The organism is Gammaproteobacteria bacterium, assembly GCA_029862005.1.
GTDB lineage: Bacteria > Pseudomonadota > Gammaproteobacteria.
The window spans coordinates 86,494-111,372 of sequence record JAOTYD010000003.1 but is presented as its reverse complement, the minus strand read 5'-3'; the positions used below and the strand labels follow the sequence as shown (position 1 = coordinate 111,372).

Below are 24,879 nucleotides of genomic sequence, written 5' to 3'. Positions count from 1 at the left end.
ACAACATGGTTTATTTCTTACGTCCCCGTATAAAGGACCACTCAAATGCCAAATCCTGAACTCAAGTTAACGGATCTCGATATCTTCCACGGTTTTATCCGCCGCCATATCGGCAATAGTGAAGATGAGGAAAACGCGATGCTAACCGAGCTCGGCATGAAAAACATGGATGAGTTACTCGACAAGGTCGTGCCGGAATCGATCCGCCGGCGTAAGCCCCTGGAGGTCAAGAGCAGCCTCAGCGAGCGCCAAGTGCTGTTGCGTCTGTATGAAATTTCGATTCGCAACCAGCTCTACAAGTCTTTTATCGGCATGGGTTATTACAACACACAGACACCCACGGTCATCGAGCGCAACCTGTTACGTAATCCGGCCTGGTACACCTCGTATACGCCGTACCAGGCTGAAATATCGCAGGGCCGCCTCGAAGCGCTGCTCAATTTCCAGACCATGGTCAGCGACCTGACCGGAATGGAGATGGCCAACGCGTCGGTGCTGGACGAAGCCACCGCCGCGGCCGAGGCCATGACCATGTGCCACCGACTGTCTAAAAGCAAGAGCGACGTGTTTTATATCGCCGATACCTGTCACCCGCAAACCATCGAGGTAGTCACGAACCGCGCCAGGCATTTGAATATCAAGTGCGTGATCGGCGACCCGTTTGCCGCGGCCGATAACCCGGAGCTATTCGGAGTCCTGTTGCAGTATCCCTGCTCGACCGGTGAAGTTCACGACTACCGCGACCTGGTAGCACAGATCCACGAGAAAAAGGGACTGGTGACGGTGGCGGCCGACTTGCTGAGCCTGACCCTGCTGACCCCGCCCGGGGAATTCGATGCCGATATCGTGGTTGGTTCGTCCCAGCGTTTCGGCGTACCGCTAGGTTATGGAGGGCCGCATGCGGCATTCATGGCCACGCGCGATGCTTTCAAACGCTCTCTGCCCGGGCGCCTGATCGGTGTTTCCAGGGACAGCCGCGGCAAGACCGCGTTGCGCCTGACGCTGCAAACGCGCGAGCAACACATCCGCCGGGAAAAGGCCACCAGTAACATTTGCACCGCGCAGGCCCTGCTCGCGATCATGGCCAGCATGTACGCGGTTTACCACGGCCCCGGTGAAATTACCCGGATCGCGCAACGAGTACATCGTCTGACCGCACTGCTGGCAGAGGGGTTACGTGCCCTCGGACTGGAGGTCAACACCCGGCATTACTTCGATACGATTACGATAAATACCGGTAATGCCACTGAATTCATTCTCGCCGCGGCGCGCTCGAAGCAGATGAACCTGCGCAAGGTCGACGCGCATACAATTGGAATTTCGCTCGATGAAATCTCGACCCGCGGTGACGTCGCCAGGTTGTACGATGTTTTTACCCACGACCACGGTAGCGACGTTTCCATCGATGAGCTGGATAATAAAATACAGCCGGCATTGCCACCGCAATTGATCCGCAGCTGCGATTTCCTGACCCACCCGGTTTTTAACAGCCATCACTCTGAAACCGACCTGATGCGTTACATGCGCAAGCTCGCGGACAAGGATCTGGCGCTCGATCGGACAATGATTCCGCTCGGCTCGTGCACGATGAAGCTGAACTCGGCAACCGAGTTGATCCCGGTCACCTGGCCCGGTTTCGCACGCATTCATCCGTTTGTACCGCTGGACCAGGCACAGGGTTACCAGCAGTTAATCGTCGAGCTCGAGCAAATGTTATGCGCCTGCACCGGTTACGACGCAATTTCACTGCAACCGAACGCGGGCTCGCAGGGTGAGTATGCCGGTCTGCTCGCCATCAAGTCCTACCACGAGAGCCGTGACGAGGGGCATCGCAATATCTGCGTGGTACCGGCTTCGGCCCACGGCACCAACCCGGCGTCGGCGCAAATGGCCGGGATGAAGGTCGTGGTCGTCGGCTCGGCGAAAAACGGCAACATCGATCTCGACGAACTGCGCGCCAAGTGTGAGAAACACAGCAACGAGCTCGCCGCGATCATGATCACTTACCCGTCGACCCACGGCGTGTTCGAGGACGACGTGCGCGAGGTCTGCGATATCGTGCACCAGCACGGCGGGCAGGTATACATCGACGGCGCCAACATGAACGCGATGGTCGGCGTTTGCGCCCCGGGCAAATTTGGCGGCGACGTGTCACACCTGAACCTGCACAAGACTTTCGCCATTCCGCACGGTGGCGGCGGTCCCGGGGTAGGCCCGATCGGGGTCCGGGAACACTTGAAACCCTTCCTGCCGTCAACCAACCTGAAATCAGACGGCGGCATCAACAAAGTGGCTGCGGCGCCGTTCGGCAGCGCGGGGATTTTGCCGATCAGCTGGGCCTATATTTCCCTGCTCGGCCGCGACGGCTTACCCCAGGCTACCGCCACCGCGATTTTGAATGCTAACTATATCGCCAATCGCTTAAAAGACCATTTTCCGATACTTTACACCGGTCCGAACGGATTGATCGCGCACGAATGCATAATCGATACGCGCGTGGTCAAGGACGTGGTCAGCGTCGACGATATCGCGAAACGTTTAATCGATTACGGTTTTCATGCACCGACCATGTCTTTCCCGGTGGCCGGCACGCTGATGATCGAGCCGACCGAGTCGGAGTCGAAGGAGGAACTGGACCGCTTCTGTGACGCGATGATTTCGATCCGGCAGGAAATTCGCGATATCGAGGAAGGCCGAATGGGTCCCGATGACAATCCGCTGGTAAACGCTCCGCACACGGTCGACATGGTCTGTGCCGACGAATGGGATCATGCCTACAGTCGTGAACTGGCAGCATACCCGCTGCCCTCGCTGCGTAACGACAAGTACTGGTCGCCGGTAGGCCGGGTCGATAATGTCTATGGCGATACCCATGTCGTCTGTTCCTGCCCGCCGCTGTCCGCCTACCTGGAACAAGACGAAGCGTAGCCAGACGACAACCCGGCGTTAGCAGCGGTGTTCTGGCGTATTTGTTGCCTTGTTCTGGTGTTATACAGCGGCCTCACACTAAGATAGGATTGCCCGATGGCGATTAGTGTCTTCGATTTGTTTTCAATTGGTATCGGACCGTCGAGCTCCCACACGGTAGGGCCGATGCGCGCCGCACATAAATTCGTGCAGGATCTCAAGCAAGATAGCCTGCTGGGCGAGGTCGTAAAAGTAAAAGCCGATCTGTACGGCTCGCTCGGTGCGACCGGCAAGGGGCACGGCAGTGACAAGGCAGTGATGCTCGGTCTCGAGGGAGAGCTGCCCGAATCGGTCGATACCGGTAGCGTCGACTCCCGTCTCGAATCGATTCGTGCCGGCCAGCAACTGAATTTACTCGGCGAGCGAAATATCAAGTTCGACGAGAAAAAGCAGCTCATCATGCATCGTCGCCAGACGCTGCCGTTTCATTCCAATGGCATGACCTTCAGTGCCTTCGATGCCAATAGCGAAGAACTCAGGAAATCGACTTTCTACTCGGTCGGCGGCGGTTTTATCGTTGACGAAAGTGCGCAGGGGAGCGATCGCATCGTCGAGGACGATACCAAATTGCCCTATCCGTTCCTGAGCGCAGTTGACCTGCTGATTCACTGTGCCAACCACGACCTGTCGATCAGCGATGTAATGATCGAAAATGAAAAAACCTGGCGCGACGAGGCCGAGATCCGCCAGGGACTGCTCGACATCTGGAAAACAATGCGTACCTGCGTCAAAAACGGCTGTCACAACGAGGGGATTTTACCGGGCGGCATGAAGGTCAAGCGACGTGCTGCCGACCTGTACCGCAAACTCAGGGGTGAGCCCGGTATTACCTATAAAGACCCGCTGGTGACGCTGGACTGGGTCAATCTCTGGGCACTCGCGGTCAACGAAGAGAATGCAGCCGGCGGGCGCGTGGTTACCGCACCCACCAATGGTGCCGCGGGTATCATCCCGGCGGTCATGCATTACTACCAGCACTTCTACCCGGCCGCGGATGACGACGGTATCGTGCGATTTTTACTGACCGCCGGCGCAATCGGCATTCTGTACAAGGAAAACGCGTCGATATCGGGCGCCGAAGTCGGTTGCCAGGGTGAAGTCGGCAGCGCCTGTTCGATGGCGGCGGGTGCCCTGACCGAGGTCCTGGGTGGCACCCCCGAACAGGTCGAGAACGCAGCCGAGATCGGCATGGAGCATAACCTCGGATTAACCTGCGATCCCGTCGGCGGGCTGGTGCAGGTGCCCTGTATCGAGCGTAACGCAATGGCGTCGGTCAAGGCGATTAACGCTGCCAGAATCGCGATGCGTGGGGATGGCCAGCACTTCGTATCGCTCGACAAGGTCATCAAGACCATGCGCGAAACCGGCGCCGACATGAAAACCAAGTACAAGGAAACCGCGCGCGGTGGTCTCGCGGTGAATATCATCGAATGCTGAGCGATCTGCAAACCTGGATGGCTCCCTACCTCGGGGTGTTTGGCGATCATCCCTGGCTCAAAGCAGTGGTCGTTGTTTTTGTCTTTCTAATTCTTGCCTGGATTTTCGATAAGTTTATTAGTGCCACGTTAAAAAAGCTCTCGGCACGCACACGGTTTACGTTTGATGACCAGATAATCGAATACTTTCACAGTCCAATTTATATCAGCGTCATCCTGATTGGCATTGCGCTCTCGGTTAACCTGCTGGCAATCGCGGCTCCTTTCGAATCCATTATTTTTTCGAGCCTGCAGACCATCGCCTTTATCGTCTGGACAGTATTCCTGATGCGCGTGGTGCGATCCATATTGCGAGCTGTCGCTGCCAATCAAAAGCGCGTGGCGATCCTGCATCCCCAGACCCTGCCCCTGTTTGAAAATATTGCCATGATCATCATCGTGGTGCTCGCGGTTTATGTCATTTTCTCGGCCTGGAATGTCGATATGACCGCGTGGCTGGCATCGGCCGGAATCGTCGGTATCGCGGTTGGTTTTGCCGCCAAGGACACACTGGCAAACCTGTTTTCCGGGGTGTTTATCATGGCCGATGCCCCCTACAAAATCGGCGACTTCGTGGTGTTGGAAACCGGTGAGCGAGGGGAAATTACCCACATCGGCATTCGCAGCACGCGCATGCGAACCCGTGATGACATCGAAATTACCGTACCTAATTCGGTCATGGGGAATACTAAAATTATCAACGAATCCGGTGGGCCCGAAGTGAAATTTCGCATTCGCGTCGTGGTCGGTGTTGCCTATGGATCCGATATCGACAAGGTACGGGAAATCCTGATGGATATCGCGCTGGCGGACGAGAACGTCTGCGAGGAACCCGAACCGAGGGTACGCTTCCGCCAGTTCGGTGCTTCCAGCCTCGACTTCGAATTACTCTGCTGGATCGAGCAGCCGGTGCTGCGCGGCCGGGTTCTCGATATCCTGAACAGCAAGGTTTACAAGCGCTTTATCGAGGAAAATATCGAGATCCCCTACTCCAAGCACGACCTGTACATCAAGCAAATGCCAGATGAATCCAAACGGTGATTAATAACCGTCCGCGCTTTCGGGTTATTCCAGGACACTCGCGCTGAAATCAGACAGAAAAAGCAAGAGTCCTAATACAATGAAAACGGCAGCAACCACCGCGAGACGGGCAATCGGTTCGGAAAAAGCGATGCGGGCAAGCACCGGGCTCTGCAACCGATCCTTGATCCAGAAAAGACCCAGAATTGCTGCCAGCAGACTGACTCCGAGCAGAAAAAAAAACATGGGCAGCCGATTTTCAGGCCGGGTTTAAGGCCTGTCTCTATTCGCCAAACACGTCGACGATTGCGCTGCGCACTCCGGCAACCAGCTCATCGAGGGTGGCCTCGTCGGTAGTCAGTGGTGGCGCGATACAGATAACTTCGCTACGCATACGCGTGAATACCCCGTGATCGATCAACGCCTTTGTCATCTTGGGGCCGACGCCCCACTCGGGTGGATACCAGGATTTAGCGGTCTTGTCTTCAACCAGTTCAACCCCGCACATCATGCCTTTGCCACGCACGTTACCCACCTGCGGATGACCATCCAGTTCATGGTGCAACTTCTCAAGCAGGTAATCACCCTTGCTGGCCGCCTGTGCCGGTAGATCGTGCTTCTCGATAAAGTCGAGGGTTGCCAGGCCAACGGCGCAGGTAGTCGGGTGACCGCTGTAGGTATAGGCGTGCATCCAGGGCTTTTCACTGCTGCGAATGGTTTCGGCGATTTCATCGCTAATGCCAATGCCGCCAAGCGGTAAATAGCCGGAGGTAATCGACTTGGCGAACTGCACCAGGTCGGGTTGCACACCCCAGTGATCAAGCGCGAACAGTTTGCCGGTTCGACCGAAAGCGGTGATGACTTCATCCGCGACAAACAGCACCTCGTACTTATCGCAAATCTCGCGGATGCGCGGAAAATAGTCGTCCGGCGGCACGATTACGCCACCCGCGCCCTGCACCGGTTCGGCAATAAACATCGCCACGGTTTCAGGCCCCTGCTTGAGAATCTCTTTTTCAAGCTCGTTGGCGGCAGCGATGCCCTGCGAGGAACCGTCTTCCGGCACCGGGTAATGATAGGGATCGGGCGCCGGGATATGGCTGAATCCGGGAATACGAGGTTCGAAAGAGGTCCAGTAGCCTGCAATCCCAGTGGCGCACATCGCGGCGAAGGTGGCCCCGTGATAGCCCCAGATCCGGCTGATGACTTTGGTCTTTTCGGGTTTGCCTTTGGCCTTCCAGTAATAACGCGCGAGCTTGAAGTTACTATCGGTGGATTCCCCACCGCCCGAGGTAAAATAGAAGTTATTGATTTGCGGGTAACACATCGCGGCAAGCCGGTCGGCGAGTTCGATCGCGGGTGGATTCGAGCTGCCATTGTAGCTCGAGCAAAACGCCATCTGGCGCATCTGCCGTGATGCCGCATCGGCCAGTTCCTCGCGCCCGTGACCGCAACTGACATTCCACAAACAGGACAACCCGTCAATGAAGCGATTGCCGTCTGCATCAATCAGATGCGACCCCTCCGCCTTGATCCAGACCCGTCCACCAGCGGCGTGCGCGGGATTATGATGCAGCGGATGGATCATGTGTGCCTGGTCTTTCTCGATCAAGGCGCTATTGCTGAGTGGAGCATTCATAGGATTACTCTCTGTTTCGGGATTAGGATCGACGCCGTCGGGGCTGCGCCGCGAAACATCACATTATAGGGGTTCACCGGATTGATGGAACCCGCTTTGGCGGATTACCAGTAACTATTTCATTCAACCGGAAAAATAACATGCCCCTGTTGCGAACAATGGCAATGGTATCGCGTCAGGGATATTGAACGATCGCGGTATTGTCGCTACCGGGAAATAAGTATTGTGAGACTGCGCCACCTAGGTTGCAGATGATTCGCCAGTTCGACTGGCCTGATGCGAGCACTGAACTATCAGGCGGGCCATGGCTTCGCTCTCACCCAGGTACTGCGATATCTCGATATTAACCTGCGGATTGCCGGCCCGGGCGCACTCGATCTCCTTCGGGATATCTTCCGCGACGTGCCTGCCTGCGGCCAGAAAATATGGCATAGCAATGATGGTGTCGGCGCCCTGTTCGACGCAGCGCTCCACGCCCTGGTGAATATCGGGCTCGGCAAACTCGAGAAATGCCGGCACAACGGCGTCATATTCACTGTCTTCAAGCCGCGAAATCTGTTGCGCAAGCCGGCTCACTTCATCATTTGCCGCCTGTTTGCGGCTGCCGTGCGCAATTAACATCAAAGCTTTCATAACTCGGGTCCAGGGTGAAGGATTTAATTTCAACGTAAGCGGTAGTATCGACGTCGACAATCTGGGTATTATGCTACCGGAGAAAGCCGCGCTTAACACTCACTAACCACTTTGAACTGCCTCTGATTGTACGTTGTCAGTACGTGTTTGGATCCCTTCCGGTATTTTTTTAATCCGATTCGCTAATTTAATGACTACGACCGCGCCATTCAGCGACAGCGCGGGGGATTGTGCGTTCGATTAACAACTTGAATCCGGCCAGTTATCAAATTACAGTGATCTGACTATTGCGACACCCGGTTTTCCAGGAGCTTGAGGTATCTTAATGGTTACACTTGAATCACTCCTCACCGAAGTTGCCGATTGCCGGTTATGCGAACCGAATCTGCCGTTGGGTCCCAATCCGGTGTTGCAGTGCTCGGAAACTGCCAGAATCCTGATCGCCGGGCAGGCACCCGGCAGTAAGGTTCATGCAACCGGTATTCCTTTCGACGATCCAAGTGGAGATCGGCTACGCGACTGGATGGGGATCAGTCGCGAGATTTTCTACGATGCGGCCAAGATCGCCATTTTGCCGATGGGATTTTGCTATCCGGGTACCGGTAAATCGGGTGACCTGCCGCCGCGCCCTGAATGCGCAACCCAATGGCGGGCGCAACTGCTTGGCCATATGCAACAAATTAAATTGACGTTGGTCATGGGGCAATATGCCCAACGCTATCACTTTGATTCGGGTTCACGTTCCCTGACCGAACTGGTGCAGTCCTGGCAGGATTACTGGCCAACCATGATACCCTTGCCGCATCCAAGCCCGAGGAACAATCGCTGGCTTAAGGCTAATCCCTGGTTCGAAGCCGAGCTGCTGCCGACTCTGAAAACCAGGATAAAACAGGCGTTAACGGATTAAATTGATGAGTGATGAAATTCGCAGCCAAATGTTCCGCGAAATGGAGCAGAAGGCTATTTTCGACGTGGCACGCGATGCCGCCTATAACTATGCCGACCAGGCCCTGCAGCGCAATGTTTTTCCAACCCCTGCGGCGCTCGAAAATTTGGCCCGCTTCGATGAACCTTTGCCAGACAATCCGGGGGACTCGCTCGAGATATTGAAGCAGCTGCACGAGTTCGGTTCACCGGCTACCGTGGCTCAAATCGGTGGGCGTTATTTCGGCCTGGTCAACGGCGGTGTGATACCGGCGGTACTGGCGGTGCGCTGGCTCACCGATTTCTGGGATCAGAATACGCCGCTGTACCTGTCGTCACCGCTTGCATCGCGACTCGAAGAAATCACCGAAGGCTGGCTGCGCGAACTGTTTGCGCTACCCGGATCAAGTGTTGCCGGATTCGTCAGCGGTTCTTCAATGTCGATTTTTTGTGGTTTAGCAGCAGCCAGGCAACGCAATTTTGAACGCCTGGACTGGGACATAAACCGCAGGGGATTCGCAGGCGCACCCCGGTTGCGTGTAATTACCGGTAAACAGGCGCACGGTACCGTATCGAAGGCAATCGCATTGCTCGGCTTCGGTATCGATAATGTCGAATGGATCGATACCGATGCCGCGGGCCGAATCGAAACCGACAAGGTCCCGGAGCTTGACCAGTCGACTATCCTCATCCTGCAGGCCGGTAACGTTAACTCGGGCGCCTTCGACGACTTTAAGATCCTTTGCACCAGGGCACAACAAGCCGGGGCCTGGGTGCATGTGGATGGAGCCTTCGGACTCTGGGCCGCTACCAGTCAGCACTTGAAACACCTGACCGCGGGCATCGAACTCGCGGATTCGTGGTCATTCGATGGTCATAAAACCCTAAACACGCCCTATGACAGCGGTGTCATCATGTGTCGGGATCGTGACGCGCTGGTAAACGCGCTGCATGCCTCGGGTGCCTATATCGTCTACAGCGACAATCGTGACGGCATGTTGCATACCCCTGAAATGTCGCGCCGCGCGCGCATATGCGAACTCTGGGCGGCACTGAAATACCTGGGCAAATCCGGCCTCGACGACCTGGTTTACGGATTTCATTTGCGTGCGCGGCAATTTGCCGAGGAACTCGAACAACAGGGTTTCGAAATTCTTAACGATGTCGTCTTCAACCAGGTCCTGGTGGCTTGCGGCAGTGATGCGATAACCACAGAGACAATAAAGAATATTCAACAATCCGGCGAATGCTGGGTCGGTGGCACCCAATGGCAACAACGTAACGTGATTCGTGTCAGCATTTGCTCCTGGGCCACTATGCCGACGGATATTTCGCGCTCGGTTAAGGCTTTCGTCGATGCACGCGCACAGGCACTCGCCACGTCAGCATGAACCCTGAAAGTTTTATTTTACTCATCATTGCCTGTCTCGCGGTCAATCTGTCTCCGGGTCCTTCGGTGCTGCTGGTTACATCGGTAAGCGCAGCACGCGGATTCAGAGCGGGGATATTTGCGGTCCTTGGCATGACGGCAGGCGCCTTTGTTCACGTGGTACTCGCCGCGAGCGGTGTTGCCGCCGTGTTGGCGACCGCGCCGATTGCGTTCAAGATCATTCAGTATCTCGGCGCGGCTTACCTGATTTACCTGGGGATCGACCTGTTGAGAAACAGGCACCAAGTCGAGCCCACAGCAGCTTACCAGGATGGCGTCAACGACTGGCAGTTCTTTCGCCGTGGACTGCTGGTCGATGCCCTCAATCCCAAGATAGCGCTTTTCTTTATCGCATTTATTCCTCAGTTCTTAAACTCGGTGGCAACCCCGGGTTTCCTGATTTCGCTGGCTCTGGGCTCGGTGTTCCTGTTAACCGGGGCCATCGTCAACGGGTCGATTGCCTACCTGGTGGCCGCCGGGGTAACGCGTACCCGTGGCAAATTCGCGGTCCTGGTACGGCGCTGGCTTCCCGGTGGCGTACTGGTTTTCCTGGGCTTACGCCTGATTTGGCAGGAACGCTAGTTGCGTGCCGGGATATCGACGATAAATTCCTCGCTGCTGTAACCGTGCTTTGAATCCCGTGCACGTATTTTCACCCGGTTGGTTCCGTCAGGAATTATTACGCCGGACAATGAGCGGGTGAAAGGTTGTTCATTATCATGCGGATGGTGCAGCACGCGCGATTTCAGTAGCTTGTCGTCCAGCGTCATCACGTCCCACTGGTTGGCATAATGACCCCAGCCCTGGTCGGCATGCTCGAGCGTGACCGAAAAAGTGCAACTGCCAGGGCATTCCACGGTGACCTCGACAATGTCGACCTCGCCCGCGTAGGCGTGGGTCGACAGTAATATCAAACCGGTAATCACATATCTCATCAGCCTGTTCCTCGCTATTCCAACGCGTTGCCGCAGTTCCAGCAGATTCGAAACGCCGCCTCATTTTGCTCTCCGCATTTTTGACAAAACCGTGCGGCATTCCCTTCATCCGAGAGAATTTCCTTCACGATCGCCTGGGCCTGCGTGAGCATGGTTTCATCCTCGATCCACAGTTCGGGCCAGGTATCGAACGTCGGTAAATCGCCGGCACCTCCCGCGGCAAACTCGTTAACCACGACCGTTTCTATGCCGGCTCCCTGCAGCACGTTTTTCATGTTGAAAACAATCATGCGGTTTTCGTGTGTGTAGACCTTCTTCATCACTTGCGGGATTTGCGAATCAGTTCGTAAGCAGCCTTGATCTGTTGTGTTTTCGCGGTAGCATCCGCAATCATCTGTTCAGGGAGGCCCTTGGCAACCAGTTTATCGGGATGGTGTTGCGACATTAAGCGGCGATAGCACTTCTTGAGCTCGGCATCGCTGACGCTTTCGTCGACACCCAGCAGTCGATATGCATCCTTAAGCGATGTTCTGGTTGTTGCGGGATCATAATCGGGGCGTCCGAAACCGGCGCGCAACATTTCTTCAAGCCGATCCAGCTGCGAAGCGGGGATCCCCAGGTGCTCACAAATCCTGGCCAGCACGTCTTTCTCGGCCGGGTGCATGACACCATCGGCATAAGCTGCCTGTAGCTGGATTTCGAGAAACATCTGGATCAGGGTCGTACGTCGGTGCGTTTCGCGTCGGAACTGCTCCATAACCTCGTCGATGGGAAAGTCATTCGCCTTCCCTTCATTGAACAGTTTCTTTGCGGAACTGCGCATTTCAGCACTGAGACCGAGGCGATCCATGACCGCCTCCGCGAGTTTTATCTCGTCTGGCGTTACCCTGCCATCGGCCTTGGCGATATACCCCATCACCGAGAAGGTAGCGGTGAAGAATGCGGCCTGGGTACGCTCCTGGTCCGCCCCGGATTCGCCAACACCGAGCTGGCCCAGACCACGATCGAAACTATGTCCGAAAGCGATGCCCATCAGGGCCCCGAGCGGCCCGCCGATCATGAAGCCAAATGCACCACCGAGCGCTTTACCCCACCAGGCCATAATTAGTGCTCCGGTTTACGCAGCAGCAGCAGGCGGTAAACCTTGTAGCGGGCAAAATTTTCACCGCTGCGTTCACCACTGAGATACTTGCGATCTATTTTTCTGATTTTTTTGCGGTATTTCCAACGCAGTATTCTGGACAACCAGGGATGATTTCGATCGAAGGCATAACCGACCAGCTTGAAGGTCGGTAACAGCAGTTCGTGTCCCATTTGATTAACAATATCCAGGTTGGGTGCGGTCTGCTGTGTTATATCCTTGTCCTCCAGCACCTCCAGACCCGATCGGTCCAGGGCCCCGATGAACTTGTCGATCGGATGCCCACCACCGATCACCGATTTGCCGGCCGCGTTGGTCTTGAAAAAATCACAAATCAGAATATACCCGCCCGGACCGAGAAGCTGTCGGGCGTTTTCGAGGACCGTGTCGAGCGTGATGTACTGAAAGCTTTCACTGAACAACACGAGGTCAAATTTTTCATCGGCGTCAAATGAAACATCTTCGAAACGGCCGTGATGGATCTTGAAGCTGTCTCCAGCCTGTTGCTGTGCGGCCTCCGATAACAGCGGACTCGGGGAGACCCCTTCAACTTTATAGCCGCGGGCCAATAATTCGGTGGCGACACCGCCGGCGCCGCAACCAACGTCCAGAATACGCTGAACCCCTTGCGGGATATGACCGATCAGAAAATCCGAGTAGCGTTTCTGGGCCTCGGGCAGGTTCTGGATACAGACTTCCAGGTCATCCTCCCAAAAACCATAATGCAAATCACGGGTGCCCAGGAAAAAATTAAACAGGTTGAGTCCGGCGACTAGTCCGACTTCCCTGGAATCTACTTTCGCGTTCATATTAAAGCCGGCTAACTGGCAATGGCCATAATCGCCGGTTGCTGCTGCTTCAGGTCTTGTGCCCCGATAAAGCATACTCCACCACCGCCAAATTCAAATTCAACCCAGGTCATCGGTAAAAAATCAAACTTGCTTTCCATTGCCGCCCGGGTGTTACCCACTTCGATAAAGAGCGCACCACGATCGCTGAGGAACTCACCGGCACGGGCCAGGATTCGGTCAACCAGCAACAAACCGTCGCCACCTGCACGCAAGCCTATTTCAGGTTCATATTGGAACTCGTCGCTCAGCCGTGCCATGTCTTCCGCATCGACATAGGGCGGATTGCAGACGATGACGTCAAACTGCTGCACCGGTATCGTGTCAAAGAGATCGGATTCAAAAAGCGTTACCTCGTCAACGAGATCGTGCAGTTCAAGATTCGTCCTCGCGACTTCAAGCGCATCGAGTGACACATCCGACGCAAAAACCTCGGCATCGGGAAAATGATATTTTGCAGCGATCGCGATACAACCGCTGCCGCTGCAAAGATCGAGAATCCGACGCACCCGATTACTATCAATCCAGGGTTCAAATTTATCCGAGACGAGCTCCGCAATCGGTGAGCGCGGTACCAGCACGCGCTCATCGACGTAGAACTTGAGGCCACAGAACCAGGATTCACCCGTGATATAGGCTGCTGGTTGACGCGAATTGACCCGCAAGCGCAAGATATCGATGACCTGCTCACGCTCTGGGGCTGTCAGTACTGTATCCAGGTATTCATCCGGCCAGTCATACGGCAGGGCCAGCGCATGCAAGGTGAGGTACCGGGCTTCGTCAATCGCGCTGGTGAAACCGTGACCAAAGGTTAATTCGCTGCGTAAAAACTCGCTACTCCCCCAGCGAATGAAATCGCGAATCGTGGTCAGGGCTTGCAAAGGTTCCGGAATCGACACGTTGTGTTTACTACCAATTGAAATATAATGCCGCGGATTTTACACCATAACGACCATGAATAAATCGAGTATCGCAATCGTCGCACTGCTCGCCCTGATCGGCGGATTCTCGATTTCCTGGTATCTCAGTAGCAACAAACCAATCGAACTGGAAGCTGGCCTCTGGTTTGGTGAACAGGCTCGAGCCTTACCAGATTTCGAGCTCGTCGATCACCATGGACAGGTGATGGACCGCACGACGTTAAGCGGAAATTGGAGCCTGATGTTTTTTGGCTATACCCATTGTCCCGATATCTGCCCCGCCACCCTGCAGACTCTGAGCGACATGGCCAATGCTATCGAGGATCCGAATGTCACCAAAGCCGTGCGTATATATTTTGTATCGGTAGATCCCGAGCGCGATAATGCCGAGACTCTGGCAACTTATGTCAACTATTTCAATCCCGGCTTTACCGGCGCAACAGCGGTCATGGAAAAACTAACCTTGCTAACCAGCTCGCTCGGCATCGCCCACAATATACGGAATAAAGCCGGTGACAATCCCAGTTATGACGTTGACCATAGTTCGGCCATTGTCCTGATTAACCCGCAGGCCGAATTTGCCGGGCTATTCAGCGCACCGCATGATCCATTGGCAATGGCGCGCGACCTGACCCGCATTGTTGAATATAACTAGAGACTTTCAAACCATGATGATCCGCCTGACGCTGCTTCTGCTGCTGGTGTTTCCGGGCTTCGCACTCGCGCAGCTTGAAATCCGCGATTCCTGGATCAAGAACCTGCCCCCGTCAGTGCCGGTTCGCGCCGGCTACATGACGATTCATAATCCGCAATCCAAAACGGTGAGCATCGTTTCTTTGAGCAGCGACGCCTTTGACAGTATCGAAATTCACCAGACTATCGCGCAGGATGGCATGATGCGCATGGAGAGGATTCCAATTTTAATAATAGAACCTGATTCTACTGTGCAGCTCACCCCGGGTGGACTACATTTAATGATGATGAATCCAGGCGAACCCACGCAGATTGGCGATTCGATAGAAATTCTTATCCTGTTCGACGACGGATCTGAACAAAAGCTCGAGATGTGGGTGAAAAAGTAGCGATGGCCGAGTTATCTAAAAAACAGAAGTTTTTAAAAGCACTGTTCATGGTAATGCCGCACCATGCAGTATCGCGCGTGGTTTATTTTATTACGCGCCTGCGTGGTCCACAGGTAGGGCCAATGATTAACTGGTTTGTGAAAAAATACGGCGTCAACATGGACGAGGCCGAAGAACCAGAAATCGATTACTACCAGACATTCAACGAGTTCTTTGTCCGGCCCCTGAAACACGGTATTCGACCCATTGCAGCGGGCGAAAATACCCTCGCCTGCCCCTGCGACGGCACCGTATCACAGTCGGGGCCGGTTCGTGCGGGCGCCATTATGCAGGCCAAGGGGCGCGGTTATAGCGCGCTCGAATTGCTCGGCGGCGACAAGGCAATGGCAGCTGAATTTGCCGATGGCAATTTCGCAACCATTTATCTTGCCCCGTACAATTATCACCGCGTGCATATGCCGATGGATGCAAATATGCAGCGCATGATTCACGTTCCCGGCCGTTTGTTCAGTGTCGCACAGTGGACGGTCGAAGAAATTCCCCGCCTGTTTGCGCGCAACGAGAGACTTGCCTGTTACTTTGAAACCGCGGTCGGACCAATGGTAATGGTGATGGTCGGGGCATTCAACGTTGCCGCAATCGAAACCGTCTGGAGTGGCCTGGTAACGCCGCCAATAGGCAAGAAAATCAGCGAGTACGACTATAGCCATACCCGCAAGGAAATCTCCAAGGGTGCCGAGATGGGTCGCTTCAACATGGGTTCAACGGTGATCCTGCTAACCACCAGGCAGGTCGAATGGTTACCGAATCTCGCCCCTGGCAAAAGCGTAAAAATGGGCCAGCCCATCGGTCAATTCCCGACCTGATACCTGCTAATACCGATCTCCATTAATGCTCTGACCAACGGCGCGGTCATCGAGACTTGTTTGCGGTAGCGCCGTGCCGATGCGTCGGACCGATACATCCATGTAGGCTCGCGCGCGGGATGTCGTGATACGGCACTCCGTCGCACAGCTTCTCGCAAACAAGCCCCAATGCCCACGCCCCTATGATTCGGCTACCTAAGGGGTAAGCACGTAAAAGGCGCTCCCAGCCGGCGCAAGCGCCGGTTGGTCCGTCCATGGAATCGCTTGGAGCGCGGCATCCCTGCCGCGCTACACTTTTCCGTGTTTACCCCTTAGGTAGCGTCCGCGTGATTACATCTTTAGCTGAATTACCCCTGAGGGGGCGGAACGTGATGCCGGTTTAGTCGGTGAAAGTCAGAACCTGGTCGATAGAATCTAGTTCGAGTAACACCATCAGCAAGCGATCGAGCCCCAGCGCGACCCCGGCACAATCTTCCATGCCCGATTCAAGCGCTGCCAGCAAACGCTCATCAATCGGGTGCTGCGGCAATCCTCTTTCAAGACGCAAGGCATTATCCCGCTCAAAGCGCGACCGCTGTTCCGCGGCGTCAGTGAGCTCGGAAAAGCCGTTTGCGAGTTCAATCCCGTCGAAAAAAAGTTCGAACCGTTCCGCAACATTGCCATCGTCCTTGCGGATGCGCGCCAGTGCGGCCTGTGAAATCGGGTAATCGTAGACGAACTGGTAACCTCGCATCGCCGGTGCGATGACCGTACCCAGCAATAAATCGAGACACTGATCATAGTCAAGTGATGAACTGTTCATGTCAGGAACCCGGCTTGCACATTGGCCGCGAAGTTCTTCCAGGGATATTTCTTCAAATACGAGGTCCAGTTTCTCCCTGAATAAATTCCGGTAGCTGATTCGGGTAAAGCTGCACTGCCGTAGGCTCAGTGTTGTAATCAGCAATTCTATTTCGTCCATGAGTTGCTGGTAGTCATATCCTACCCGGTACCACTCGAGCAAGCTGAACTCGGGATGATGCAGGCGTCCGGCCTCACCCTGACGAAAGGCATGACCGAGCTGGAAAATCGAGCCACTGCCTGCAGCCAACAGGCGCTTCATCGCAAATTCGGGCGAAGTTTGCAGGAAACGCTTTTGATCACCATCCGGTATTCCAATGGAAGCGATCTGCGCATCAGTAGTCGTGGTCGGCATCAGCAAGGGAGTATCTACTTCGAGACAACCACGGGTGTTGAAAAATGACCGGATTTGTCGGTAAATTCTTGCTCTTTCGCGAATAACCGGCAGATTCGCGCATGGCTGCCAGTTCATGGGGAGTTTGTTTTCCCGGCTATTTTTTCACCCGCGACATGTATTCACCGGACCGGGTGTCCACTTTCACCAGTTCGCCTATCTCGAGGAATAACGGCACCTTGACCACGGCGCCGGTTTCCAGCGTCGCCGGCTTGGTACCGCCCTGGGCGGTATCACCTTTCAAACCGGGATCGGTATCGGTGATTTCAAGTTCGACGAAATTAGGCGGCGTAACGCCAATCGGGCTACCGTTATAGAGCGTCACTTCACAGTTGTCCTGGGCCTTGAGCCACAGCTTTGCATCGCCTACTGCATTGGCGTCGGCGGCCTGCTGTTCGTAAGTTTGTGGATCCATGAAATGCCAGAACTCGCCATCGCTGTAGAGATACTGCATTTCGGTATCGACGACGTCGGCTGCATCGACGGTATCGCCCGACTTAAAGGTCTTATCCAGCACTCGCCCCGTCTTCAGATTACGAATCTTGACGCGATTGAATGCCTGCCCCTTGCCCGGTTTGACGAATTCGTTTTCGATAATGGCACAAGGATCTCCGTCAAGCATGATTTTCAATCCGCCGCGAAATTCGTTTGTACTATAACTAGCCATTGCCGTCCTGGTGGGAAAAGGCTAATCATACCGGATTCTATGTTTGATTCGAAATATATCGACTATTATTGATTGCAGGAAGAGTGGTTACATTATCACTGCTGGAGACTATGGAAAACGAAGAAAAACTGATTCGCCTGCTTATTGTGGACGAGGGCTTTCACAAGGCGGAGCAAATAACCAGTTCCTTGCGTGCCGCCGGCATGCATGTGCGCGCTGAATTTGCTGAAAACAGCGAAGACATGTGCGATCTATTGGAAAACAAGGTTCTGGACCTGGTACTGTTTTCAGTCGATCTGACTGATTTCACGCTGGGCCAGGGTCAACACCTGATCCGCGAATGCGGGCGCCATGTATCACTCATCGCGATGGCAAAAAAACTGGATTCCAAGGTCATCGTCAGATCGATTGAGGAAGGCGCACAGGATGTTGTCGCCAGTGACAGTCTCGAGCACCTGATTCACGTGATAAAACGCGAGGCTTACAATATTAATATGTGGCGGCGCGCTATGCGGCTCGAGCTCGAATTCCAGGAGAGCGAGAAACGTTGCCAGAACCTGCTTTCCCATTCAAAAGATGCCGTGGCCTATGTCCATGAAGGAATGCATATTTTTGCCAACGAGGTTTACATGGAATTGTTTGGTAATGCTGACTTCGATGAACTCGAGGGTACCCCGATCATTGATATGGTTGACACGTCGCAACAAAGCGAACTGAAAACCTTTTTACGTGAACTCAGCAAAAACGAAAATGAAACCAACGAGCTCGAGCTGCAGCTCATTCATAGCAGCGGTGAGAGAATTTCTGCAAAGCTTGAATTTTCTCGCGCCAGTTATGATGGAGAACCCTGTACCCAGATCCTGATTCGCTCTGGCTCTGATACCTCGGAACTCGAGGAACAGATCAACTACCTGCACCAGCACGACCTGATATCCGGACTATTAAACCGCCCGTTTTTCATGGACGAACTGAAAACTGCGATCACCCTGGCAGTCAATGGCAAAAGTCAGTCAGCCTTAATTTACATTGCCATCGATAATTTCCAGTCGATACGCGATATGATCGGAATTTCAGGTTGCGATACATTGATTAAAGATATCGCCGGAATCCTGACCAAAAACACTGGCGATGAAGACATCATCGCCCGCTTTGGCGCTTGCTCCTACACCTGCCTGATTAAAATTAAGGAACGAAAGGCCGCCGAGGAGCTCGCTGACAGGATACCCAGCCTGGTTGAGGGACACATATCGGAAATCGGTAATCAATCGATCAGTACAACCTGCAGCACCTCAGTCGTGTTTATCGACGAGAATACTCCTGATAATCCAAATGAAATCATATCCCGTGCCGAGAAAACCTGTCAGGAAATTCAGGATAACGGCGGCAATCAATCAAAAACCTATATCCCGAAAGCGGGGGAAATGACCCAGGAAGAAGACGACCGGAATACGGCCAGCCTTATCAAGGAAGCGCTTAATAGTAACCGGATCAGCGGGCTTTATCAGCCCATTATTGGCGTCAAGGCTCAGGGAGGAGAACGCTACATCTCGAGTCTTGAAATCATCACCAAGGATGGGCGCACGCTTTACGAGCATGATTTCCTGGGCGCCGCGGAACGCACCGGCACTGCCAAAATGCTTGATCGCTGGAGGATACTGCACGCCATCAAAAAGATTTCCGAAACCAGCAAACACGGCCGTAAAATCGAATTCTTCGTGGCCCTGAGCGCTGATTCATTCCAGGACTCCGGGCTCGCGGTCTGGATATCGGAAAACCTGAGCAAGGCAAAGGTAAGCGGAGAGCAACTCGTGTTCCTGATCAACGAGGCGCAGGCGGTGAATCAATTGAAAGCTGCCAAAATCCTGGCCAAGGGCCTCCAGCAAATCCACTGTAAGTTCGCCATCGACGAGTTTGGCACTGGACTGAATCCGTTTCAGTTGGTCAAGCACGTCAACGCGAACTACGTACGCATCAACCATGCCTATATGGATAATCTCGCGCAGAATAAAGAGAATCAGGAAAGTATTCGCGAACTCGCCTACCAGTCGGACGATCTGGGTGTTAATACGATCACTCCCGGTGTCACTGACGCGGCAGTACTGAGTGTCTTGTGGACATTGAATGTCGACTTCGTGCAGGGCGAATTCCTGCAGGCACCGGACAAGGAATTGAATTACGATTTCAGCTCCATGTAGGCGCGGCCCAAAGATGTGACCTGGCTCTGCCGAAACAGGTCATACTGTCTCGCAATCTATTCCTTATATTGACCCGGTCGGAGTCGTTATGAACAAACTCGAGGAAATAATCACCGAAATCAAGCAGCTCGAGCAGGAGCTTTTGCAGGAACTGCAAAAAAAGCAGGATGAATACCTTTATATCATCGAAGGTAAACGGGTCAAGTTCGAAGCAGAAACCCGGCGCTACCATCAGACACTTGCTACCAAAATACATGCCTATTTTGCGAACGCATCAATACTTAACATATTGACGCTGCCAATCATCTGGTTTTGCCTGGTTCCTGCGCTTTTTTTAGATATCGTCGTATCCTTTTATCATTCAATTTGTTTCAGGGTATATGACATTCCCCGAGTCAAGCGCAGTGACTATATAGTCATCGATCAGCAAAGCCTCCAATATCTGAACTGGATTGAAAAAGTGAACTGTGTTTACTGCAGTTACTTTAACGGGCTGATTGCCTGGGTCCAGGAAATTGCCGCCAGGACTGAGCAATACTGGTGCCCAATCAAGCATGCAAGAAAACTATCCGCGATCCACAGTCGCTACCACAAATTTCTAGCCTATGGCGATGGCGCGAATTACCAAAAAAAGTTTGTGCAGATACACGGGGATTTTAACGATATAAAAAATGGTACCTGAAGCGGCAAACACACACCGATTGCCTGATTTTAATCAACGACCTCAATTGCAGTTACATTTTGATAACCGCGCGGCAATTTGCGCCCACGCTTACCCCGTTCGATGCGATAGTCCTCAAGTTCTTTCAAGTTCATGGTTTTATATTTTTTGCCGCAATGGATTACGAGCTTTTGTTTGCCCGTTAGGCAAGTGATAAAAGCGATCTCCTCATCCCCTGATTTAATACGTCGCGGCGGTATCCCCTGGATCTTGTTACCTTTGCCCTTGGCCAGCTGTGGAATCGATTCAACATCAAGCAAAGCGATGTAACCGTCACTGGTGATCGATACGATCTGATCTTTGTTGTAGTCGGTTACCGCTACCACCTGCATCATTTGCGCGCCACGAGGCAAGCTGATCTGGGCTTTGCCATTCTTGCTTCGGGTCAACATGTTTTCAAACTTGCAGACGTAGCCGTAGCCATGCGACGAGGACATGAGAAATTGATCGTCGTCGCGCCCCATTACACAGCTCTTGAACTCGGCCCCGCTTGCCGGTTTGAAACGCCCGGTAAGCGGTTCACCCTGTCCACGTGCCGACGGCAGTAAATGCGCCGCCAGGGCATAAGCACGACCGAAGGAATCGACGAACACCACGTTCTGGTTGCTCTTGCCTTGCGCCATGTCCTGAAAACTATCGCCAGACTTATAGTTAAGCGCACGCACGTCGATATCGTGCCCCTTGGCAGCGCGCACCCATCCCATCGCTGATAACACGACCGTAATTGCCTCGGATGGCACCAGGTCGGCTTCGTCGAGTGCCCGTGCCGCGTCTCGACTGACAATCGGCGAACGCCTGTCGTCGCCGTAGGTTGCAGCATCTTCCTTGATTTCCTGTTTGATCATTGTCTTGATCCGTCGATCGGATCCCAGTAATTTTTCAAGCTCTTTTTTCTCATCGCTGAGTTCGTCCTGTTCGGCACGTATCTTCATTTCTTCGAGCTTGGCCAGATGCCGCAACTTGGTTTCAAGTATCGCTTCGGCCTGGATATCACTGATTTTGAATGTCTTGATCAACGCCGCCTTGGGGTCGTCTTCATTGCGCACAATACGAATAACCTCGTCCAGGTTCAAAAAGGCAATCAACAGGCCTTCGAGAACATGCAGACGCTTGTCAACTTTATCAAGCCGCCATTGCAGCCGACGGCGCACTGTGGTCACCCGAAAAGCAATCCATTCCTGCAGAATCTGCTTCAGGTTTTTAACCTGCGGGCGACCGTTGGTACCGATCATGTTCATATTGACGCGGTAGGTGCGTTCAAGATCGGTAGTCGCAAACAAATGCCCCATCAGAGCCTCGACATCGACCCGGTTGGAGCGTGGCACAATTACCAGTCTGGTCGGGTTTTCATGATCTGACTCGTCGCGTAAATCGTCCACCATGGGCAATTTCCTGGCCAGCATTTGTTGCGCAATCTGTTCCATTACACGTGCGCCGGAAACCTGGTGTGGCAACGCGGTGACGATAATGTCGCCATCTTCGCGTTCATATATTGCGCGCATGCGAATCGAGCCGTGGCCGCTTTCATAAAGATCGCGTAACTCGTCCTGCGGTGTGATGATTTCTGCCTCGGTCGGGTAATCCGGGCCCTTGACGTGCTTGAGTAAATCATCGAGCGGTGTTTTAACCTTGTCCAGCAACATGATGCAGGCCTTGGCAATTTCTCGCAGGTTGTGCGGCGGCAGATCGGTGGCCATTCCAACCGCGATCCCGGTGGTGCCGTTGAGTAGAATATGCGGCAGGCGGGCGGGCAATAGCGACGGCTCTTCCATGGTGCCATCAAAGTTCGCAACCCAGTCGACGGTACCCTGGCCAAGTTCCTGCAGCAATACCCGTGCAAATTCAGACAAACGCGATTCGGTGTAACGCATCGCGGCAAACGATTTCGGATCATCGGGGGAGCCAAAATTACCCTGGCCATCGATCAGCGGGTAACGGTAAGAAAACGGCTGCGCCATCAGCACCATCGCTTCGTAGCAGGCGCTATCGCCATGCGGATGATACTTACCCAGCACGTCGCCGACCGTGCGGGCCGATTTCTTGTGCTTGGAACTCGCCGAAAGCCCCAGCTCCGACATTGCATAGATAATGCGTCTCTGTACCGGTTTCAGCCCATCGCCGATGTGCGGTAGTGCACGGTCGAGGATGACGTACATCGAGTAGTCGAGATAAGCTTTTTCGGTAAAGACATGGAGCGGCTGTTCCTCGACGCCCTCGTAGTTGAGTTCCAGGTTCTCATTCATACTTCGGCCAGGTCTCCCTTGGTTTGCAGCCAGTCCTTGCGATCCGCGGCGCGTTTCTTGGCCAGCATCATGTCCATGATTTTAAAGGTCTTATCCCCTGGAGCTATCGTCAGCTGCGCCAGGCGCCGGGTTTCGGGTGCTATGGCACTTTCACGTAGCTGCATCGGGTTCATTTCCCCGAGCCCCTTGAAGCGGGTTACCGTTACCTTGCCCTTGCGCTTTTCTGCCGTGATACGATCGAGAATGCCGTCACGCTCGGCTTCATCGAGCGCGTAATACTTGTCCTTCGCAATATCAATTCGATACAGGGGTGGCTTGGCCACGTAAACATGCCCCTTTTCAACCAGAGGTTTAAAATGCCGCAAGAACAGCGCACATAACAAGGTGGCGATATGTGCACCATCGGAATCGGCATCGGCAAGAATACAGATTTTCCCGTAGCGCAGATTGGACAAGTTATCCGACGCGGGTTCCACCCCTATCGCAACCGATATGTCGTGCACCTCCTGCGAACCCAGCACCTGGTCCGAAGGCACTTCCCAGGTGTTCAGAATTTTACCGCGTAGCGGCATGATCGCCTGGAACACGCGATCACGGGCCTGTTTCGCCGAGCCGCCGGCCGAATCGCCCTCCACCAGAAAAATTTCGGTACGCGCCACGTCCTGGCTGCTGCAGTCTGACAGTTTACCGGGCAGCGCGGGACCGGTTGTTACCTTCTTGCGTACGACTTTCTTGGCACTTTTTAATCGGCTTTGCGCGCTTGTTATTGCCAGTTGTGCGAGCTGATCACCAACATCCGCGTGCTGATTAAGCCAAAGGCTAAAGGAATCCTTGGCAACCCCGGATACAAAGGCCGCGGTTTCCCGCGATGACAGGCGTTCCTTGGTTTGCCCCGAAAACTGCGGCTCCTCCATTTTTACCGAGAGTATGAAACTGACCTTGTCCCAGACATCGTCCGGTGCGATCTTGACACCACGCGGCAGCAGGTTGCGAAATTCACAAAACTCGCGGATCGCATCGGTAATACCCGTACGCAGTCCGTTGACATGGGTGCCGCCCTGTGACGTGGGGACCAGGTTAACGTAGCTTTCGGTAATGGATTCACCACCCTGCGGCAGCCATAGCACTGCCCAGTCTACCGCCTCATGCTCACCCTGGAGAGAATTGACAAAAGGTTGTGATGGTAATAGCTCGAAATCGGCTAGTGACGCGAGTAAATAATCGGAAAGTCCGTCCTCGTATATCCATTCGACCGTTTCCTTGGTCTTTTCAACATAAAATTTTACACGCAATCCCGGGCACAGGACCGCCTTGGCGCGCAATACATGTTTAAGTCGCGCTACCGAGAAATTAGGGCTGTCAAAATACCTGGGATTAGGCCAAAAGCGTAAACTGGTGCCGGAGTTCTTTTTTCCAACCGTGCCGGTCTGCTTCAGTTTGTCTTTTTTATTGCCATTGGTGAAACTGATCGTGTATTCCTTGCTGTCACGACGGACGCGCACATCGAGTTTTTTTGATAACGCGTTGACGACCGAGACACCGACGCCGTGCAGTCCTCCCGAGAACTGGTAATTCTTATTTGAAAACTTGCCACCGGCATGCAGCTTGGTCAGGATTACCTCGACCCCGGGGATTTTCTGCTGTGGATGTATATCAACCGGCATACCGCGTCCGTTATCGATGACGCTAAGCGACTGGTCGGTGTGCAAAATCACACCGATTTGCGTGGCATAGCCGGCAATGGCCTCATCGACACTATTGTCAATCACCTCCTGAGCAAGATGATTGGGACGAGTAGTGTCTGTATACATCCCCGGTCGCTTCTTGACCGGTTCGAGCCCCGTGAGGACTTCTATCGAGGCGGCGTCGTACTGATTTTTCAAATGAAGTGCTTCCTGAGTTTAAACGATCGCACTAACACAGATCCTTGTATTTAGTGA

At 53.8% G+C, this 24,879-nt stretch carries 23 protein-coding genes; 11 read left to right on the top strand and 12 right to left on the bottom strand.

From position 1 onward, the window contains the following. Window positions 1–45 precede the first annotated feature (45 nt). From gcvP to OES20_03525, 3 genes are all read left to right on the top strand, one after another. Entirely contained in the window at window positions 46–2,928 is a 2,883-nt protein-coding gene (gene gcvP, locus OES20_03535; protein ID MDH3633755.1) for an aminomethyl-transferring glycine dehydrogenase, read from the top strand. Window positions 2,929–3,024: 96 nt separating this feature from the next. Further along, window positions 3,025–4,404 carry an L-serine ammonia-lyase gene (locus OES20_03530; GenBank protein MDH3633754.1) on the top strand — a complete coding sequence of 460 codons (1,380 nt, stop codon included), beginning with the start codon at window positions 3,025–3,027 and terminating at the stop codon, window positions 4,402–4,404. Continuing rightward, window positions 4,398–5,483: a mechanosensitive ion channel family protein gene (locus tag OES20_03525; GenBank protein MDH3633753.1), complete on the top strand. Its 1,086-nt coding sequence runs from the start codon at window positions 4,398–4,400 to the stop codon at window positions 5,481–5,483. The genes OES20_03530 and OES20_03525 overlap by 7 nt, the downstream gene beginning before the upstream one ends. 24 nt (window positions 5,484–5,507) lie before the next feature. On the opposite strand, the gene OES20_03520 is transcribed toward OES20_03525, so the two are convergent. From OES20_03520 to OES20_03510, 3 genes are all read right to left on the bottom strand, one after another. Further along, window positions 5,508–5,708 carry a hypothetical protein gene (locus tag OES20_03520; protein ID MDH3633752.1) on the bottom strand — a complete coding sequence of 67 codons (201 nt, stop codon included), beginning with the start codon at window positions 5,706–5,708 and terminating at the stop codon, window positions 5,508–5,510. 37 nt (window positions 5,709–5,745) lie between these two features. Further along, complete coding sequence (locus OES20_03515; GenBank protein MDH3633751.1) at window positions 5,746–7,101, bottom strand: aspartate aminotransferase family protein; 1,356 nt, start codon at window positions 7,099–7,101, stop codon at window positions 5,746–5,748. Window positions 7,102–7,341: 240 nt separating this feature from the next. After that, window positions 7,342–7,734, bottom strand: coding sequence for a CbiX/SirB N-terminal domain-containing protein (locus tag OES20_03510; protein ID MDH3633750.1), 393 nt, complete (start codon window positions 7,732–7,734; stop codon window positions 7,342–7,344). A gap of 325 nt (window positions 7,735–8,059) precedes the next feature. On the opposite strand from OES20_03510, the gene OES20_03505 reads away from it, so the two are divergent. The 3 genes from OES20_03505 to OES20_03495 are packed head-to-tail and all read left to right on the top strand — an operon-like array spanning window position 8,060 to window position 10,669. Continuing rightward, entirely contained in the window at window positions 8,060–8,641 is a 582-nt protein-coding gene (locus OES20_03505) for a uracil-DNA glycosylase family protein (GenBank protein ID MDH3633749.1), read from the top strand. Between the two features lie 4 nt (window positions 8,642–8,645). After that, entirely contained in the window at window positions 8,646–10,049 is a 1,404-nt protein-coding gene (locus tag OES20_03500; protein MDH3633748.1) for an aminotransferase class V-fold PLP-dependent enzyme, read from the top strand. Beyond that, window positions 10,046–10,669: a LysE family translocator gene (locus OES20_03495; GenBank protein MDH3633747.1), complete on the top strand. Its 624-nt coding sequence runs from the start codon at window positions 10,046–10,048 to the stop codon at window positions 10,667–10,669. Before OES20_03500 ends, OES20_03495 begins: the two co-directional genes overlap by 4 nt. Here OES20_03495 and OES20_03490 read toward each other — a convergent pair. The 5 genes from OES20_03490 to prmB are packed head-to-tail and all read right to left on the bottom strand — an operon-like array spanning window position 10,666 to window position 13,910. Then, window positions 10,666–11,022, bottom strand: coding sequence for a hypothetical protein (locus tag OES20_03490; GenBank protein ID MDH3633746.1), 357 nt, complete (start codon window positions 11,020–11,022; stop codon window positions 10,666–10,668). The genes OES20_03495 and OES20_03490 overlap by 4 nt on opposite strands. 14 nt (window positions 11,023–11,036) lie before the next feature. Beyond that, the gene (locus tag OES20_03485) at window positions 11,037–11,342 is read right to left on the bottom strand and encodes a DUF2007 domain-containing protein (GenBank protein ID MDH3633745.1); all 306 of its coding nucleotides are present in this window, start codon (window positions 11,340–11,342) and stop codon (window positions 11,037–11,039) included. Further along, window positions 11,342–12,124, bottom strand: a complete 783-nt coding sequence (gene djlA / locus OES20_03480) for a co-chaperone DjlA (protein ID MDH3633744.1) — start codon at window positions 12,122–12,124, stop codon at window positions 11,342–11,344. The genes OES20_03485 and djlA overlap by 1 nt, the downstream gene beginning before the upstream one ends. Before the next feature lie 2 nt (window positions 12,125–12,126). Then, window positions 12,127–12,972 (bottom strand): class I SAM-dependent methyltransferase, encoded by an 846-nt coding sequence (locus OES20_03475; protein MDH3633743.1) that lies wholly within the window; start codon window positions 12,970–12,972, stop codon window positions 12,127–12,129. Between the two features lie 11 nt (window positions 12,973–12,983). Next, window positions 12,984–13,910, bottom strand: coding sequence for a 50S ribosomal protein L3 N(5)-glutamine methyltransferase (gene prmB, locus OES20_03470; GenBank protein MDH3633742.1), 927 nt, complete (start codon window positions 13,908–13,910; stop codon window positions 12,984–12,986). 55 nt (window positions 13,911–13,965) lie between these two features. Here prmB and OES20_03465 point away from each other — a divergent pair, with 55 nt between their 5' ends. The 3 genes from OES20_03465 to asd are packed head-to-tail and all read left to right on the top strand — an operon-like array spanning window position 13,966 to window position 15,879. Continuing rightward, window positions 13,966–14,586, top strand: coding sequence for an SCO family protein (locus OES20_03465; protein ID MDH3633741.1), 621 nt, complete (start codon window positions 13,966–13,968; stop codon window positions 14,584–14,586). Continuing rightward, entirely contained in the window at window positions 14,573–15,013 is a 441-nt protein-coding gene (locus OES20_03460) for a copper chaperone PCu(A)C (protein MDH3633740.1), read from the top strand. The genes OES20_03465 and OES20_03460 overlap by 14 nt, the downstream gene beginning before the upstream one ends. Continuing rightward, a complete protein-coding gene (gene asd / locus OES20_03455) occupies window positions 14,998–15,879 on the top strand; it encodes an archaetidylserine decarboxylase (protein MDH3633739.1) in 882 nt (293 codons plus the stop codon). The genes OES20_03460 and asd overlap by 16 nt, the downstream gene beginning before the upstream one ends. 379 nt (window positions 15,880–16,258) lie before the next feature. On the opposite strand, the gene epmA is transcribed toward asd, so the two are convergent. Continuing rightward, window positions 16,259–17,191, bottom strand: coding sequence for an EF-P lysine aminoacylase EpmA (gene epmA / locus OES20_03450; protein MDH3633738.1), 933 nt, complete (start codon window positions 17,189–17,191; stop codon window positions 16,259–16,261). A 19-nt stretch (window positions 17,192–17,210) separates the two neighbouring features. Then, window positions 17,211–17,780 carry an elongation factor P gene (gene efp, locus OES20_03445; GenBank protein MDH3633737.1) on the bottom strand — a complete coding sequence of 190 codons (570 nt, stop codon included), beginning with the start codon at window positions 17,778–17,780 and terminating at the stop codon, window positions 17,211–17,213. Between the two features lie 110 nt (window positions 17,781–17,890). Between efp and OES20_03440 the strand changes: the two genes are divergently transcribed. Both OES20_03440 and OES20_03435 read left to right on the top strand, forming a co-directional pair. Continuing rightward, window positions 17,891–19,975: an EAL domain-containing protein gene (locus tag OES20_03440; protein ID MDH3633736.1), complete on the top strand. Its 2,085-nt coding sequence runs from the start codon at window positions 17,891–17,893 to the stop codon at window positions 19,973–19,975. Between the two features lie 88 nt (window positions 19,976–20,063). Further along, the gene (locus OES20_03435; protein ID MDH3633735.1) at window positions 20,064–20,657 is read left to right on the top strand and encodes a hypothetical protein; all 594 of its coding nucleotides are present in this window, start codon (window positions 20,064–20,066) and stop codon (window positions 20,655–20,657) included. A 29-nt stretch (window positions 20,658–20,686) separates the two neighbouring features. Here OES20_03435 and parC read toward each other — a convergent pair whose 3' ends face one another. Next, window positions 20,687–22,939: a DNA topoisomerase IV subunit A gene (gene parC / locus OES20_03430; GenBank protein MDH3633734.1), complete on the bottom strand. Its 2,253-nt coding sequence runs from the start codon at window positions 22,937–22,939 to the stop codon at window positions 20,687–20,689. Continuing rightward, window positions 22,936–24,822 carry a DNA topoisomerase IV subunit B gene (gene parE / locus OES20_03425; protein MDH3633733.1) on the bottom strand — a complete coding sequence of 629 codons (1,887 nt, stop codon included), beginning with the start codon at window positions 24,820–24,822 and terminating at the stop codon, window positions 22,936–22,938. The genes parC and parE overlap by 4 nt, the downstream gene beginning before the upstream one ends. Between the last annotated feature and the right edge of the window lie 57 nt (window positions 24,823–24,879).

Bases quoted from the DNA above. Each gene is read 5' to 3' on its own strand.
- OES20_03510 (MDH3633750.1), bottom strand. From the start codon at position 7,734: ATGAAAGCTTTGATGTTAATTGCGCACGGCAGCCGCAAACAGGCGGCA.
- OES20_03520 (MDH3633752.1), bottom strand. From the start codon at position 5,708: ATGTTTTTTTTTCTGCTCGGAGTCAGTCTGCTGGCAGCAATTCTGGGT.
- djlA (MDH3633744.1), bottom strand. From the start codon at position 12,124: ATGGCCTGGTGGGGTAAAGCGCTCGGTGGTGCATTTGGCTTCATGATC.
- OES20_03525 (MDH3633753.1), top strand. From the start codon at position 4,398: ATGCTGAGCGATCTGCAAACCTGGATGGCTCCCTACCTCGGGGTGTTT.
- OES20_03435 (MDH3633735.1), top strand. From the start codon at position 20,064: ATGAACAAACTCGAGGAAATAATCACCGAAATCAAGCAGCTCGAGCAG.
- OES20_03495 (MDH3633747.1), top strand. From the start codon at position 10,046: ATGAACCCTGAAAGTTTTATTTTACTCATCATTGCCTGTCTCGCGGTC.
- OES20_03485 (MDH3633745.1), bottom strand. From the start codon at position 11,342: ATGAAGAAGGTCTACACACACGAAAACCGCATGATTGTTTTCAACATG.
- OES20_03440 (MDH3633736.1), top strand. From the start codon at position 17,891: ATGGAAAACGAAGAAAAACTGATTCGCCTGCTTATTGTGGACGAGGGC.
- parC (MDH3633734.1), bottom strand. From the start codon at position 22,939: ATGAATGAGAACCTGGAACTCAACTACGAGGGCGTCGAGGAACAGCCG.
- OES20_03500 (MDH3633748.1), top strand. From the start codon at position 8,646: ATGAGTGATGAAATTCGCAGCCAAATGTTCCGCGAAATGGAGCAGAAG.
- epmA (MDH3633738.1), bottom strand. From the start codon at position 17,191: ATGAACTGGCAGCCATGCGCGAATCTGCCGGTTATTCGCGAAAGAGCA.
- efp (MDH3633737.1), bottom strand. From the start codon at position 17,780: ATGGCTAGTTATAGTACAAACGAATTTCGCGGCGGATTGAAAATCATG.
- OES20_03505 (MDH3633749.1), top strand. From the start codon at position 8,060: ATGGTTACACTTGAATCACTCCTCACCGAAGTTGCCGATTGCCGGTTA.
- OES20_03475 (MDH3633743.1), bottom strand. From the start codon at position 12,972: ATGAACGCGAAAGTAGATTCCAGGGAAGTCGGACTAGTCGCCGGACTC.
- OES20_03530 (MDH3633754.1), top strand. From the start codon at position 3,025: ATGGCGATTAGTGTCTTCGATTTGTTTTCAATTGGTATCGGACCGTCG.
- OES20_03490 (MDH3633746.1), bottom strand. From the start codon at position 11,022: ATGAGATATGTGATTACCGGTTTGATATTACTGTCGACCCACGCCTAC.
- gcvP (MDH3633755.1), top strand. From the start codon at position 46: ATGCCAAATCCTGAACTCAAGTTAACGGATCTCGATATCTTCCACGGT.
- OES20_03515 (MDH3633751.1), bottom strand. From the start codon at position 7,101: ATGAATGCTCCACTCAGCAATAGCGCCTTGATCGAGAAAGACCAGGCA.
- OES20_03465 (MDH3633741.1), top strand. From the start codon at position 13,966: ATGAATAAATCGAGTATCGCAATCGTCGCACTGCTCGCCCTGATCGGC.